This is a genomic window from Pseudalkalibacillus sp. SCS-8 (genome assembly GCF_040126055.1).
GTDB lineage: Bacteria > Bacillota > Bacilli > Bacillales > Fictibacillaceae > Pseudalkalibacillus > Pseudalkalibacillus nanhaiensis.
In genome coordinates this window covers 632,050-646,279 of record NZ_CP143541.1, presented here as the reverse complement: position 1 = coordinate 646,279, position 14,230 = coordinate 632,050, and the positions used below count along the sequence as shown (strand labels likewise).

Sequence of the window (14,230 nt, the reverse complement as noted above, 5' to 3'; positions counted from 1 at the left end):
AAACGGCATACTTCTTCCAGGAAATATGGAGTGAAATATAAAAAGCCCACGCGCAATGTACGGCGTGAGCTGAAATGACAAAGAGGTGACTTCAAAAGTCGAATGTGAAAAGGTGGTTAACGGTTCACGCCATGCTGTATGAAGTTAGATGCATTTGAAACGATGCCTGCTTGTTTAATGATTCCTACAATGTTTTGCATGACGCTACCTCCTTTTCATTGGTTTATGATTTCTCTAAAAAGTTTATACCAAGGGTTTCCATTTGGCAATAGACTTTTGCCTATTTTTTAAATTTTTTTACAATTTAAATCAATATGCCTACTTTTTTCTGTTAAAGCTTATTTTTTTATCCAATATTCACTGCAATCTTTGTTCCGATCGAGAAATCCATATTCGATCAGGTAGCGCCTGATCGTGACATAATCCTCGATGATCGGTTTCAGCACATCGTTTATTTCCTTTTCCTTATACACTTTCTCCGGGTCAAAACGACTTGCAATTTGCTGAAGGACGATGATTTTGCGTTTTTCCTTGCTTGGAAACTGTGATAACGGACCATCCAATCCTTTTTTAAAATAAGTCGTTAAAACCTTCTCCCGTTCTTGCGTTGTGACAGCATACCGTTCGTCCACTTGCGTCGCCCCCTTATGAATTTGGACAAATTCATCCTTTTCCTTTGGAATTGAATTTTTCATCAGCTCCATGATCGCAAGGAATACCCTTGCTTGCTTTTCTTTTTCCCTCAGCTTGAAACGGTGGGTCCGGATCGTCGATGTACTTCCAACATCAATTTGCTTGGCAAGTTCTTTGTCCGATCTTCCTTCTTTCGTTCCAGCGAGAATATTCCTTTGCGCATCGGTAAGACCTGTATACTTTTTATTCATGTTCAGCAGGTAATCAAGCATTGAACCGTGTTCATTCACGATATGAGCTTGGATTGCCCGTTCAGCCTCCATCAGCCTTTCCTCTGTACACGGATATATGTAGCCCTTTTGATAGGTTTTATTGCATATCAGACAAACGTATTGCTCATTCAATTCCTCGTATCGATAACCTTGCTTCAGCTCTTCGATATTTGCTTCCCAAAACACATCTTGACCAGACATTTTATAAACCCTCCATCATTTTGTTTATCCTCTAAGGAACATTTTATAGAAATGTTTAAATAATATCAACAACTTTTACTTTTGTTCGTAAATAAGCGGACATCTTGAAGAAATGTTGTAGAATAACATCATTAACTTTTTTATCCATTTTTGCCCAGAGAACGTTTATACTGTAAGTAAGGGGGAAATTGCAAAATGAAAAAATGGGGATGCTTTGTCAGCATTCTATTGATGACAACAGGTTGTTCACTTGGGAATGTTAAGGAAGATGTGGCGAATCAGAAGAATCGTAATCCTCTCTGTGCTGCAATCGATGATTGTTTCACGTATTTAAATGAGGCGACGCAAAATCAATTAGTGGTGATTGAGGCAAACGCCATTCCGGAAGACAGGTCAAACGATAAAGACTATCAATCCTTTGTCAAGAAGTCGCTTGAGCGCCTCCGGGATTATCATATTCAGCTTGAACAGGCCAAAAAGTACGGATTGAATTCTGAGGAGTTATTGAAAACGATCGAAGACATAATTGAAACGGATCCCAATCAGGCAGAAGAAATGAGTTTAACAGCAGTTCTGACAGATCAGTATAATACGGTAGAGCCTGAAAGATTCAACGCTTTCCAGGATACATTGACGGCCTATTCGAAAGCCTACTTTCTCTTATTTGATCATCATCGGAATTACATCTATTCAGAAGAAGAGGATTTTCTCGCGACGATCAAGGAAATCGAACAAGAGATCTCCAAACTGAAAAAAGAGATTGATCAAGAGCTGGAAGCTGTCCTTCTCGCAGATGGAAAAAAAGATAAGAGTAAAAACGATACACAGGAAAAACCGGAAAAGAGTACAGCAGAAAAAGCTTCATCAGAAAAGAAGGTTGTCGAAAAGAAAAAGGAACCAGAAACGAAAAAACAGGAACCAAAGAAAACCCAACCACCCATTAATGAAGACAATATTACCTTTGAGTTTCTAGCAAAAGAAGGGAATACGGACTATCGCTTGTTGGTGTACGCAATAAAAGAAGGCATACATAGAGAAGAAAACGGATGGGCAGGTGCTGATGCCGGGGATCTCATTACACACGGCAAATATAAACTCATTCTGGTCAATCTCGCCACTGACGAGCAGCTCGACCAGCTTATCATTGGCACACACGAATTCAACCTTAATCGTAATGATGTACGCATGCTGTCGAATCGCTGGCTCCTGATCAGCAGTGTGGAGTCAAGTAATGTCCGATCCGGCAATCTTTATCATATTCAGAACGGTAAGATCCAAGCTGTGAGGAACGTCGATTCAGAATATGGCGAACTCTACTTCGTAGAAAACGGCATAAAAGTATTCGATGATTCATTGATTCAAACGTTCAATTATTCCAATGCTGATGGTACTTGGTATATTGATGATTTTCGGTACCATTCACCAAGCGAAACACTATCGGTCGAATCGTATCATCAAATAGCCAGTCCAACCGGCAATCAAATCTATGACCAATGGGTAAACGACCCATCCTACTACTATTATGAAGGCTAAAAAAACCGCTCATCTGAGCGGTTTTTGTTATAAAATAGGTGTTGATTTTCGCTTCAAGGTTGCTCGCTTTCCGCGGGCGATCCGCAAGCCTCCTCGTTCGCTTTTGGCTCACTGTGGGGTCTTGCCTGGCTCGCTGATTCCGCAGGAGTCTCGCACCTTTACGCTACAATAAACAATTAAAAAAACCGCTCATCTGAGCGGTTTTTCTTATAGGTTCCGTTTATGAATTCCTTTTCCATCATAGGTGTAGACAACAGGCTTGCTTTCAACCACTGTTTCCATGTGTATAGCTCTTCCCCATAAATCGTAGATATAAGGAAGTACTTTTTCGAGGTATTTCAAGTCCAGCTCAATATCTTCAAAGTGATGCTCAAGATAAAGCTCACCATTCTTTAAATAATCCCCATCATTTACCGTGATGTATGGAAACCCTCCGTTCACCCTGCTGCTCACTAATTGGTCCCGGACTTCCTCCCATTGCTTCGTTGTGATCCGGTAATCCTTCCCTTGCTTTTGGAAAAGGTATAAATCCTCCTTCTCACAAAGATCCTTCGTCAGGTAGTTACGGATGAACGAGATATCCGATTCAATTTCACGCACTTCGAAAATCTTGCTACGTCCATCTCCTTTCTTAACACCTTGCTTGATCAACTCTTCAGATGGATCGTTATAACATTCCTCTATGTTTTCAAAGATTTTCAACCCAAGGTAATACGGATTGATGGATGTGCGTGATGGCTGGACCACGCCCGCATTCAGTTTTGCAAATTCAATCACTTCGTCAGTCGTCAAATCCATCTCTCTCAAAATACGTGCGTGCCAGTAGGAAGCCCATCCTTCATTCATTATCTTGGTTTCGAGCTGCGGCCAGAAATAAAGCATCTCTTCCCGCATCATGGAAAGGATGTCCCGCTGCCAATCGTCCAGCTCCCGGCTATATTCTTCGATGAATAATAGAATATCTTTTTCAGGCTGTGGCGGAATCTTCCGTTTTGATGACGGCTTTGGTTTAGCCTTCTTTTCATTAGACCCATCGATATCCCATAAATCATCGTAAGGTGTTGCCTTCTTCTCTAGCTCCGTCTCATCTGCATCCAAATGGTAATTGAGCTTCGGTCTCATGATGGATGGATCAATATGCTCCTGGATGGACAAGATTGCATCCAGGAAATGCTCGACCTCTTTCTTCCCATATAAATGCTCATAATGTGCAACCCGTTCTGCAGTTGATGTCATGCTTTCGACCATATCCCGGCGTGTATTCGAGAACCGTATGTTGTTCTTGAAGAAATCACAATGGGCAAGCACGTGCGCAATGATCAGTTTATTTTGGATCAAGGTATTGCTGTCCAACAAAAAGGCATAGCAAGGATCTGAATTGATGACGAGCTCATAGATTTTACTCAAACCTAGATCGTACTGAAGCTTCATCTTATGGAACTGTTTACCGAAGCTCCAATGTGAAAAACGTGTCGGCATACCGTAAGCACCAAATGTATAAATGATATCAGCAGGACAGATTTCATATCGCATCTCATAGAAATCAAGACCGAACCCTTCAGCAATTTCCGTGATTTCATGTATGGCATTGATCAACTCTTTATGTTCGTCGATGCTCATTCCGGCCCCTCCCAAATCAAAAAGGATTGTATAAGACAATGTATGTCGCAATTCGGTTTTCATGATACGAAAGCGTAAACCTTGGAGCTGTATCTCATCGTCTTACTCATGCTCGTCCTTATGAATATTGATATAACGGAATTTTCCGATTTATTTGATAAATTCATTTTTCGAAAATTCCAGCTAGCATATAACACCCTGTATCCAGATGACACATCCTTAGAAGGGATTTGAAACATATAAAACTTAATGTAAACGCTTACTTAGGGTTTTTCGACCTTATTCAACCTATTTGGGTTATACTGTTGAATTAATTTGCCTGGATGTTACGATTAAAAACGTTGAAAAAAGGACGGCATATAGGAGTGGTTACTTTGTTAAAACAACGTGTTGCCTTTTTAGGCGCTGGTAATATGGCTGAAGCGATGATTTCAGGAATCGTCGAATCAGGAAAATTGGATTCTGATCAAATCATCGTCACCAACCGTAGTAACCAAGAACGTTTAAATGAAATGAAAGTGAAATATGGAATTGAAGCAATAAAGAAAAATGAATTGGACTTTAATGAAGTTGATGTTTTCATTCTTGCTATGAAACCGAAAGACATCGAATCAGTATTGGAAGACTTGAAAGACCGTTTGCGACCTGACCAAGTACTCATTTCAGTCTTGGCTGGCATCTCTACTTCTTATATGGAAGAAAACCTGAATGAAGATCAACAAGTCATTCGAGTGATGCCGAACACATCTAGCATGCTTCGTGAGTCCGCGACGGCAATCTCACCTGGTAAGCATGTGACGATGGATCAAGTGGTCTTCACAAAAGAATTGATGCAATGCATCGGAGAAGCTTACCTCATTGAAGAAGATCAGATGGATATTTTCACCGGTATTGCAGGAAGTGGCCCAGCATATTTCTACAACTTGATGGAACACATCGAGCAAGCTGGTGTAGAAGGTGGAATGGATCGTGAAATGGCACGGAAAATCGGTGCACAGACGATCTTAGGCGCAGCAACGATGATGCTTGAGCGCGAAGAAACACCAACTCAGCTTAGAAAGAACGTCACTTCCCCGAACGGAACAACTGCTGCAGGACTTGAAGCCCTTAATGAAAACGGAGGAGGCGAAGCAATCGCCGAAGCCGTAAAAGGTGCAGCATCCCGTTCAAAAGAACTACGCGAAGAACTCGAAAAAGTATTCGCAGTACAGCAGTAACTGGTAATTTAAATTGTTATTTTACGCCTGAAATTTACGACACTCCTGCGGGAATAGCGAGCCAGGCAAGACCCCACAGTGATTAAGGAACTTCGACTAAATACCACCACGTCCTGTGGTGAACGTCTAAGCCAGCACATCCTGTGCAAGTGAACAAGGAGGCTTGCGGTTTGCCCGCGGAAAGGGAGTAAATTTCAAAAGAAATCTTCAAAAAACGTTAAATTATAGGAGTGAATGTGACACCTGATATGGATAAAAAACGAATTGTCATCAAAATAGGAAGCAGTTCATTAACAAGCTTACACGGAGAATTGAGTCGTAGAAAAATTGAAAAGCTGGTCGATGAAGTCGTCCGACTGAAAGACGATGGGCATGAAGTATTGCTCGTATCATCCGGAGCCGTTGCAGCGGGCTACCGAAAGCTCGGGTTCATTTCCCGACCAGATACGTTGCCAGAAAAACAAGCGGCCGCGTCAATCGGCCAAGGACTTCTTATTGAAACGTACTCGGATCTCTTCATCTCTCACGGTTACGTCGGATCTCAAATCCTGATCACCCGTGATGATTTCTCTGATGAGAACCGATACAACAATGCGAGAAGCACATTGACCGTACTATTAGAACGCGGAATCATCCCGATTGTGAACGAAAACGATACAATCACGATGGATTTCTTGAAGTTCGGAGACAACGATACACTTTCTGCAAAAGTTGCAGGTCTCGTCAACGCAGATCAGCTCATCATACTATCCGATATCGACGGATTGTACGACGATGACCCTCGAAAGAACGAAAATGCACAGCTTCTCAATCAGGTTCACGAAATTACTCCTGAAATTGAAGCGGTAGCCGGAGATCCTGGCAGCGCGGTCGGTACAGGTGGTATGAAGTCGAAGATTGATGCATTCAAGATTTCACTAGCATCCGGCATTTCATCTTTCTTAGGGAAAGCAAGTACACCGAATATCGTTTATGATGCAGTCAATCATGAAGCGACAGGAACGTACTTCGAACCGAAAAGTGAAAATGAAAACTTGAACCAGAAGAAGCAATGGATTGCGTTCAACTCTGGACCTGAAGGTGAAGTGACCATCAACGATAAGATTGGTGCATCAATCCAAGAAAACAACAAGAGCCTTTCACCACTCGATGTGCACAGCGTGCGCGGACGCTTCGACAAAGGTGCGGTCATCCGTATCAAAAACATCAGCGGCGAAGATATCGGCCTTGGTGTAATGAATTATTCGGCTAACGAATTGAAACGACTGATCAATCAAAAAGAAATCAAGCTGCAAGATTTCCAAACAGCGGCTGTCGAAAGTGAAGACCTTGTCTGTCACCTCGATGTAGCCGTACCGGTTGGCGTTTAATAAGATTTTTCATTGGGCTATTTAATGAAGTTTGTTGCTCTTGAGTCACTTTAAAAACTTACCTTGTGCAAGTTGATTGGAGAGCAAGGTGCGAGACTCCTGCGGGATCAGCGTGACAGGTGAGACCAATCAATGTCGCAAAGCGACGAGTGGGCTCACCGCACGCCCCGCGGAAAGCGAGCATCCTGGAGCGGAAATCAATGACTTTCAAGGTTTAAAGTCTCACAATGATAAATGAACGACACTCAATTATATTACTGGAGGGATACAATGACGTTAACAGTTGAAAAAACGAACGTCGAAGAACAAGCGATTAAAGCAAAGAAAGCCGCAAAAACATTATCCATGCTGACAACAGAAGAAAAGAACGAAGCTCTTCTTACTGTTGCAGAAATGCTTGAAACCGAATACGAACTGATTTTAAAAGCGAATGAGAAAGACCTTGAAAAAGGAAAAGAGAAAGGTTATGACGATGCATTCATGGATCGTTTGGCCCTTTCTAAGGAACGCGTATTCGAATTTGCTCAAGGCCTACGAGAAGTAGCAGAGCTTGAAGACCCGACTGGAATCGTGAAGTCCGACTGGGATCTTGATAATGGATTGAATGTGAAGCAAGTAACGGTACCACTAGGTGTCATCGGAATGATCTATGAAGCTCGTCCCAACGTGACCGTCGATGCTACAGGACTTGCTTTGAAATCCGGAAATGCAATCGTCTTGAAAGGTGGCTCTTCTGCCCTTTCTTCTAACGAAACGATTGTCGAAGTTATGCACCGTGGCCTTGAAAAGACAAAAATACCGAAAGAAGCTGTACAATTCATCGCAAGTACAGACCGTTCTGCAACCCAGGAACTGTTCACGATGAAAGAGCACATTGATGTATTGATTCCTCGTGGAGGCGGCTCATTGATTGCAGCAGTCGTAAATAACGCAACTGTTCCTGTTCTTGAAACGGGTGTAGGAAACTGCCACATCTATATCGATAAAGCTGCTGAAGTGGAGAAAGCACTCAATATTCTTGTGAATGCGAAAACCGATCGTCCAGCGGTTTGTAATGCCGCAGAGACCGTTATCATTCATAAAGAGTGGCTCGATGCCAACAAAGATCAATTGATTGCAGCATTCGAAGAGCATGGAATTACGCCACATGGCGATGAATATGCTGTCTCTGTTATCCCTGGTGCTACTCCTGCGGGTGAAGAGGATTGGGCGAATGAATATCTTTCGAAGCATATTGCTGTCAAAACAGTACAAGATGTTACAGAGGCTGTCGAGCACATTGAAACGTATGGAACGAAGCACTCTGAATCCATCATCACCGAAGATGATACGGCGGCAAAAACATTCTTAGGACTAGTCGATGCAGCTGCTGTCTATCACAATGCTTCTACCCGATTCACCGATGGTAGTGCTCTCGGATTCGGTGCAGAAATCGGAATCTCTACTCAGAAATTGCATGCACGCGGACCTATGGGTCTACCAGCCCTTACAACCGTGAAATATCAAATGACTGGAACAGGCCAAATCCGATAAATAAACGGAAAGAGGAAGAGCTAAACGCTGTTCCTCTTCTTTTTTGATCATTCTGCGCTATTTTTGATCATTTTCTTGAATTTTTATTGATTATAGCGTGCAATATCCTGTTCATGAGCCCTTTCTGGCATTAAAAATAGGTTAAAGCAGTGTTTATCTACAAAAAATGAAGATTTTCATACAAAAATTGAAAATTATCTACGAAAATAAAATTTTATCTACGAAAACGAAGAATTATCTACAAAAATGAAGATTTATCTACAAAAACGAATCCCCCACCCCACCTGTTTCTTCTCAGATCAAAAAGTCCTCCATCACCCGTCCGCATCCAGCTTCAATTGATAAAAATGAATATCATGCCATTTTTCAAACTTGAAGCCTGCCTCGTAGATGGTTCCTGTTTTTTCGAATCCATGTTTCTTGTGAAGCTTCACACTTGATGGATCATCATTTGCAATCACGGCAACGATCGAGTGATAGTTGTAATCCTTCGCATGACGGATCAGTTTGGCTAACAGCATTGAACCTATTCCGTTCCCACGTGCCTTCTTTTTTATGTAGATTGAATCCTCCCCCGTAAAAGCATAAGCAGGCTTTGGGCGAAACCTGGTGAGACAAGCATAACCCAGTATTTCTCCATCGTTTTCTGCGACAAGGAGTGGATCGTGTTCATCAAACTGGTCGAACCACTTTTTCCGTTCTATTAACGTCTGTTCACTCGTATCAAACGTTACAGGTGATGTTCGAACGACTTCATTATAAATTTCTAATATCGCAATAAGATCTCCTTCGTTTGCATTCCGGATACGAACTTTCATGGCAAGATCCTTTCTCATATAACGTTAGACTTGTACATATGTTGTATTACATGTGCTTTTGCAAGGAGTGGACGAAATGAAAAAGTGGTGGGCTATCATAATCGGCAGCATATTTATCGGAGTCGGAATAAATGGGCTTCTAGCACCTCATCATCTACTCGATGGTGGGATGATCGGAATCAGCCTGATCGCCAACTATACGTGGGGACTTCAGCCCGGACTTGTCATCATTCTATTAAGCTTGCCACTTTATGGACTGGCCTGGTTTTTTCATCGCTCCTATTTTTATAACAGCCTGCACGGGATGCTGATTTCATCGTTTGCGATTGATGCGTTTTCTCCAATCAGGCAATGGACACACCCTCCGCTCCTCCTCTGTGCATTGGTAGGAGGTTTTCTAGTAGGGACAGGAATCGGGATCATGCTCCAACAGGAGACGAGTACGGGTGGAACGGATTTGCTCGCACAAATGCTATCGAAAATGACGCGTGTGAATGTAGGAATCATCATCTTCTTCATTGATGGTCTCGTCATCCTCTTTGGAGGTCTCCTTCTAGGTGGAGAGTCTTTCCTCTATTCTTTGATTACAATCATAGCTGTCGGCATCACCACGACCTTCATCACGATCACGAAACGGCCTTCCCATGCTCTTTAATTCATTCTCGGGGCCCAAATCATTACGGATACACCAATTAAGCAGATGACGGCTCCGATGATATCATACTGATCAGGGGTCTTCTTATCGATGAGCCACCCCCATAATAGTGCAAGAACGATGAAGACACCACCATATGCGGCAAAGACTCGACCGAACGTAGGGAAGGTCTGGAATGTCGGTACAATTCCGTAGATAAGCAGAACAAACCCGCCAGCAATTCCAAACCAGTAGGGAGCCCCTTCCCTCAACCATAACCAGAAGAGATATCCTCCTCCTATTTCGGCTAAACCTGCAACTATAAAAAGAACGATCGCTTGTATCATGTAAAATCCTCCTGAATAGATAAGTCGTGGTCATTCCTACGTTTAAGTTGGAAGTTAAAAACATAGAATAGATTTATATGAATAAACCCCTTTTGGCGAAAGGAGCGGTGACGAACGTGCACTTTCTCGTATGCTTCCATCTGGGTGGGGGATCCTGATGGCGATTCTGATTCTATGCCCCAAATGCAAAGGCTCTGGCAACATCTCCTCCATCTTTTCACTAAAAAAAAGGAAATGCCCATCCTGCAACGGCTCCGGTAAAATCAAGTCAAAACGAATTATCAGGAAGGAACTTCCCCAAGAAGGTCAACAGTAAGCGGGGTAGTTCTTTTTTGTATGGCTGTTTAAGATTCGCCGCCATACGCTTCTCTATTTTTCTTAAACACCTCTAAAAGCTAACTGAGCCTTTTGTTTTTAACGCTTTCCATCCAAATAAAGGGAGACGTTTCAGGACCTTCTATCGGTCCCTTCATGTCCCCCCTCCTTCATTATACTTTTATATGCTTGACTTTACTCATGACGTCCTCTTTCAACAATTTCAATTGCTCTTGGCTCCATTCATAAGTTGTCGCTTGTACACCGAAATAAAATTTGATCTTCGGCTCTGTACCTGAAGGGCGAAGGCACACCCAAGAACCATCCTCAAGCGTATACTTGATGACATTGGAAGGCGGCAGGGTGATTTCTTCGATGCCCGTCTGATTGATGAAAGAGCGTTCACGGCTCAAGTAATCCTCAATGATTGTGACAGGAATTCCGGCAAATTCTGAAGGCGCTTGGGAACGGAAGGTAGAAAGGATTTCTTGTATCTCTTCTGCTCCTTTTTTCCCTTTTAACGTTAACGACTCTAATCCTTCTAGGTAATAGCCATATGTTTCGAATAGATCCATCAGGCCTTCATAAAGGGTCTTCCCTTGGGATTTATAATACGCTGCGACTTCCGCTGCCATGAGACAAGCTTGAACGGCGTCCTTGTCCCTGACAAAGTCACCGATGAGGTAGCCATAGCTTTCCTCATAACCGAATAAGAATTTGTATTGCCCGGATTCCTCGTATTCCTTCATCTTTTCACCGATGAACTTGAAGCCTGTCAATGTATCGACTGTCTCCAAACCATACTTTTCTGCAATTGTTCTTCCGATTTCAGAGGTAACGATCGTTTTCAGAATGACTCCGTTTTCAGGAAGCTCGTTTTGTTTCTGCTTTTGGCTCAACAAATAGTCAAGCATAAGGGCTCCGGTCTGGTTCCCGGTTAAAACGACGTAATCTCCTTCAAGGTTTTTCACGGCTATCCCTACGCGATCGGCATCAGGGTCCGTCGCCATCAATACATCAGCATTCTCCCGCTCGCCATAGGCGATTGCACGTTCAAAGGCCGCATGTTCTTCAGGGTTCGGTGATTGTACTGTAGAAAACTCTGGGTCTGGCAATTCCTGTTCACTGACAACCGTTACATTGTTGAACCCTAGGGCTGCCAAACCTTCTCTTACTGGCTTGTTTGCTGTTCCATGTAAAGGAGTGAAGACGATCTTCAAATCACGCTGTTCCTTAATCAATTCTTTATTAACAGCAATGCTTGTCAGCTTATCAAGGTATGCCTGATCAACCCTTTCGCCAATCATTTTCAGCAATCCTTCCGCCTTCAACTCTTCTTCATCACCGACTGAGACGGACAACTCGTTCTCCACCGCATTCACATATTCAATGACTTCATTTGCTGCTTGTGGCGGCAATTGCCCGCCATCTTCGCCATAAACTTTAAACCCATTGTACTCCGGAGGATTATGGCTGGCTGTAATGACAATGCCTGAGAAAGCATGCAAATAGCGTACTGCAAATGAAAGCTCTGGGGTTGGTCGTAATTCCTCAAAGACATAGGTTTGGATACCATGATTCCCTAATGTCTTTGCTGCTTCCATAGCGAATTCAGGAGATTTGTGACGTGAATCGAAAGCGATGACAACCCCTCGCTGCTTCGCTTGTTCACCAAATTGTTCTATGTATCGTGCAAGCCCTTCTGAGGCTTTTCTGATCGTATATGTGTTCATCCGATTGGTTCCAGGTCCGATTTCCCCTCGCATGCCCCCAGTACCGAATTCAAGGTTCTTATAGAAGCTGTCCTCCAGCTTTTCTTCATGCCCTTCAATCGACTGGAGCTGCTCTTTCAACTCAGGCTCCAAATCCTCGAATGCTACCCAACGCTCATAACTATTTTTCCAACTCATAGTTGCCTCCTCAATCCATATTTTCTGTCTCTATCTCCCATTGTATATGAAGTCTGATCTTTCCACTATATCCATTCTTATATCGACCCTATCTTTTCATTCAACAGATTTTCCTCTTTTTCCTTCCCTCGCCGTATAGAAATTGCCCGATCCTCTTACATGCTGTCGATTCCGCCTTTTAACAAAAAATGCTCCCGTTTACTGTCATTATTCCCTGGAAAATAATGACCAAAGGAAAAAGGCAGGTCGAATTCCTGCCTTTCCCTTGTAGAATCATTGCTCATCCTGTTTTTTCATCGTCACTTCGTAAAGATCCCGTCTACGGTCCCTAAGCTGCATGACACTTCCTGAGCGTCGATGTCTTCTTAAAATCTCTAAATCGACATCTCCGACTACGACAGTTTCAATATTCGGATTACATTCTCCGACAATTCCATCTCTCGGGAAAGTGAAATCAGACGGGGTGAAAATGCCTGACTGGGCATACTGGATATCCATGTTTTCAGTCTGAGGCAAATTCCCAACTGTACCCGACAATACAGTGTAGACCTGATTTTCCACCGCTCTCGCTTGTGAACAGTACCGGACTCTCAAATACCCTTGGCGGTCATCTGTGCAGAATGGTGTGAAGATGATCCGGGCACCCTTATCCGTCACATAGCGGGCAAGCTCAGGGAACTCGATGTCATAACAAATGAGGATGGCGATCTTCCCACAGTCTGTGTCAAAGACATTCACCTTGTCTCCTGGACTTACTCCCCACCATTTGCGTTCATTCGGGGTAATATGAAGCTTATATTGTTTTTCGATCGTTCCATCTCTACGGAAGAGATAGGCGATATTATAGATCGTTCCTTCCTCTTCAACGAAATGGGAACCTCCTATGATGTTCACATTATATCGGACAGCTAATTCTGTAAACAATTCAATGTAGTCCTCTGTATATTGGGTCAGTCTACGAACCGCCTGGCTTGGACTTTTTTCATCCAAATAGGACATCAATTGGGTCGTGAAAATTTCCGGGAACACGACGAAGTCTGATCCGTAGTCCGATGCGACATCTGTGTAGTACTCCACTTGATTAGCAAATTCATCAAACGAATGAATCTGCTTCATCATGTATTGGATTGTCGTGATCCTGACAGGGAACGACGTTTTGAAATGACGCTTCGATGTCGCCCGGTAATCGATATTGTTCCACTCCATCAACGTGGCATGGGCATTGGAAGCTTTGTCGTCTGGAAGATAATCTGGATTGATTCGCATCAGCGTGAATCCATTCATCAATTGGAACGTCAATACCGGGTCATAAATGTTATGATGGACGACCTCCTTGACGTATTCACGAGGCGTCATCTGATCAGCATACTTATGATAGTTGGGAATCCGGCCACCGATGATGATGCTTTTCAGGTTCAACTTTTCAGCAAGTTCTTTACGTGCCTCGTATAATCGACGTCCAATCTTCATACGTCGGAAATCTGGGTGGACCATCACTTCAATCCCATATAGATTGTAGCCCTCAGGGTCATGGTTTGTGATGTATCCTTCGTCTGTTATTTCATCCCACGTATGCTTCTCATCATACTCGTCGAAGTTCACGATCAGACTTGAGCAAGTTCCAATGACTTGTCCATCGTATTCAACACAGAATTGACCTTCAGGGAAAATCTCAAGATGACTTTCAAGGTGCTCCCTTTTCCAAGGGTCCATATTCGGAAAACAAATCTTCTGTAGAGCAAGTATCTCGTCAATATCTTGATGTTCGATATTACGAAGGATGATCTTCTTTTCAAATTTAGACTCGTCTATCATGGACATCCATTA

At 43.0% G+C, this 14,230-nt stretch carries 11 protein-coding genes; 5 read left to right on the top strand and 6 right to left on the bottom strand.

Annotation, left to right across the window (positions count from 1 at the left end):
- Window positions 1-338: 338 nt before the first annotated feature.
- Window positions 339-1,106, bottom strand: a complete 768-nt coding sequence (locus V1497_RS03315) for a DUF2087 domain-containing protein (RefSeq protein ID WP_349409555.1) — start codon at window positions 1,104-1,106, stop codon at window positions 339-341.
- 195 nt (window positions 1,107-1,301) lie between these two features.
- Here V1497_RS03315 and V1497_RS03310 point away from each other — a divergent pair, with 195 nt between their 5' ends.
- Window positions 1,302-2,639: a hypothetical protein gene (locus V1497_RS03310; RefSeq protein WP_349409554.1), complete on the top strand. Its 1,338-nt coding sequence runs from the start codon at window positions 1,302-1,304 to the stop codon at window positions 2,637-2,639.
- Between the two features lie 207 nt (window positions 2,640-2,846).
- Here V1497_RS03310 and V1497_RS03305 read toward each other — a convergent pair whose 3' ends face one another.
- Window positions 2,847-4,259, bottom strand: coding sequence for a SpoVR family protein (locus V1497_RS03305; protein ID WP_349409553.1), 1,413 nt, complete (start codon window positions 4,257-4,259; stop codon window positions 2,847-2,849).
- A gap of 413 nt (window positions 4,260-4,672) precedes the next feature.
- Here V1497_RS03305 and proC point away from each other — a divergent pair, with 413 nt between their 5' ends.
- The 3 genes from proC (at window position 4,673) to V1497_RS03290 (ending at window position 8,379) form a co-directional block, all read left to right on the top strand.
- Window positions 4,673-5,476, top strand: a complete 804-nt coding sequence (proC, locus tag V1497_RS03300; RefSeq protein ID WP_414703626.1) for a pyrroline-5-carboxylate reductase — start codon at window positions 4,673-4,675, stop codon at window positions 5,474-5,476.
- A 248-nt stretch (window positions 5,477-5,724) separates the two neighbouring features.
- Window positions 5,725-6,846 (top strand): glutamate 5-kinase, encoded by a 1,122-nt coding sequence (gene proB, locus V1497_RS03295; protein WP_349409551.1) that lies wholly within the window; start codon window positions 5,725-5,727, stop codon window positions 6,844-6,846.
- A gap of 270 nt (window positions 6,847-7,116) precedes the next feature.
- Window positions 7,117-8,379, top strand: coding sequence for a glutamate-5-semialdehyde dehydrogenase (locus tag V1497_RS03290; protein ID WP_349409550.1), 1,263 nt, complete (start codon window positions 7,117-7,119; stop codon window positions 8,377-8,379).
- A gap of 314 nt (window positions 8,380-8,693) precedes the next feature.
- Here V1497_RS03290 and V1497_RS03285 read toward each other — a convergent pair whose 3' ends face one another.
- Window positions 8,694-9,197, bottom strand: coding sequence for an N-acetyltransferase family protein (locus tag V1497_RS03285; RefSeq protein ID WP_349409549.1), 504 nt, complete (start codon window positions 9,195-9,197; stop codon window positions 8,694-8,696).
- Between the two features lie 76 nt (window positions 9,198-9,273).
- On the opposite strand from V1497_RS03285, the gene V1497_RS03280 reads away from it, so the two are divergent.
- The gene (locus tag V1497_RS03280; protein ID WP_349409548.1) at window positions 9,274-9,852 is read left to right on the top strand and encodes a YitT family protein; all 579 of its coding nucleotides are present in this window, start codon (window positions 9,274-9,276) and stop codon (window positions 9,850-9,852) included.
- Here V1497_RS03280 and V1497_RS03275 read toward each other — a convergent pair.
- From V1497_RS03275 to V1497_RS03265, 3 genes are all read right to left on the bottom strand, one after another.
- Window positions 9,849-10,178, bottom strand: a complete 330-nt coding sequence (locus V1497_RS03275) for a YnfA family protein (RefSeq protein ID WP_349409547.1) — start codon at window positions 10,176-10,178, stop codon at window positions 9,849-9,851. The genes V1497_RS03280 and V1497_RS03275 overlap by 4 nt on opposite strands.
- A 488-nt stretch (window positions 10,179-10,666) precedes the next feature.
- The gene (locus V1497_RS03270; RefSeq protein WP_349409546.1) at window positions 10,667-12,403 is read right to left on the bottom strand and encodes a phospho-sugar mutase; all 1,737 of its coding nucleotides are present in this window, start codon (window positions 12,401-12,403) and stop codon (window positions 10,667-10,669) included.
- 273 nt (window positions 12,404-12,676) lie between these two features.
- The gene (locus tag V1497_RS03265; protein WP_349409545.1) at window positions 12,677-14,224 is read right to left on the bottom strand and encodes a GNAT family N-acetyltransferase; all 1,548 of its coding nucleotides are present in this window, start codon (window positions 14,222-14,224) and stop codon (window positions 12,677-12,679) included.
- Between the last annotated feature and the right edge of the window lie 6 nt (window positions 14,225-14,230).

Bases quoted from the DNA above. Each gene is read 5' to 3' on its own strand.
- V1497_RS03315 (WP_349409555.1), bottom strand. From the start codon at position 1,106: ATGTCTGGTCAAGATGTGTTTTGGGAAGCAAATATCGAAGAGCTGAAG.
- V1497_RS03310 (WP_349409554.1), top strand. From the start codon at position 1,302: ATGAAAAAATGGGGATGCTTTGTCAGCATTCTATTGATGACAACAGGT.
- V1497_RS03305 (WP_349409553.1), bottom strand. From the start codon at position 4,259: ATGAGCATCGACGAACATAAAGAGTTGATCAATGCCATACATGAAATC.
- proC (WP_414703626.1), top strand. From the start codon at position 4,673: ATGGCTGAAGCGATGATTTCAGGAATCGTCGAATCAGGAAAATTGGAT.
- proB (WP_349409551.1), top strand. From the start codon at position 5,725: ATGGATAAAAAACGAATTGTCATCAAAATAGGAAGCAGTTCATTAACA.
- V1497_RS03290 (WP_349409550.1), top strand. From the start codon at position 7,117: ATGACGTTAACAGTTGAAAAAACGAACGTCGAAGAACAAGCGATTAAA.
- V1497_RS03285 (WP_349409549.1), bottom strand. From the start codon at position 9,197: ATGAAAGTTCGTATCCGGAATGCAAACGAAGGAGATCTTATTGCGATA.
- V1497_RS03280 (WP_349409548.1), top strand. From the start codon at position 9,274: ATGAAAAAGTGGTGGGCTATCATAATCGGCAGCATATTTATCGGAGTC.
- V1497_RS03275 (WP_349409547.1), bottom strand. From the start codon at position 10,178: ATGATACAAGCGATCGTTCTTTTTATAGTTGCAGGTTTAGCCGAAATA.
- V1497_RS03270 (WP_349409546.1), bottom strand. From the start codon at position 12,403: ATGAGTTGGAAAAATAGTTATGAGCGTTGGGTAGCATTCGAGGATTTG.
- V1497_RS03265 (WP_349409545.1), bottom strand. From the start codon at position 14,224: ATGTCCATGATAGACGAGTCTAAATTTGAAAAGAAGATCATCCTTCGT.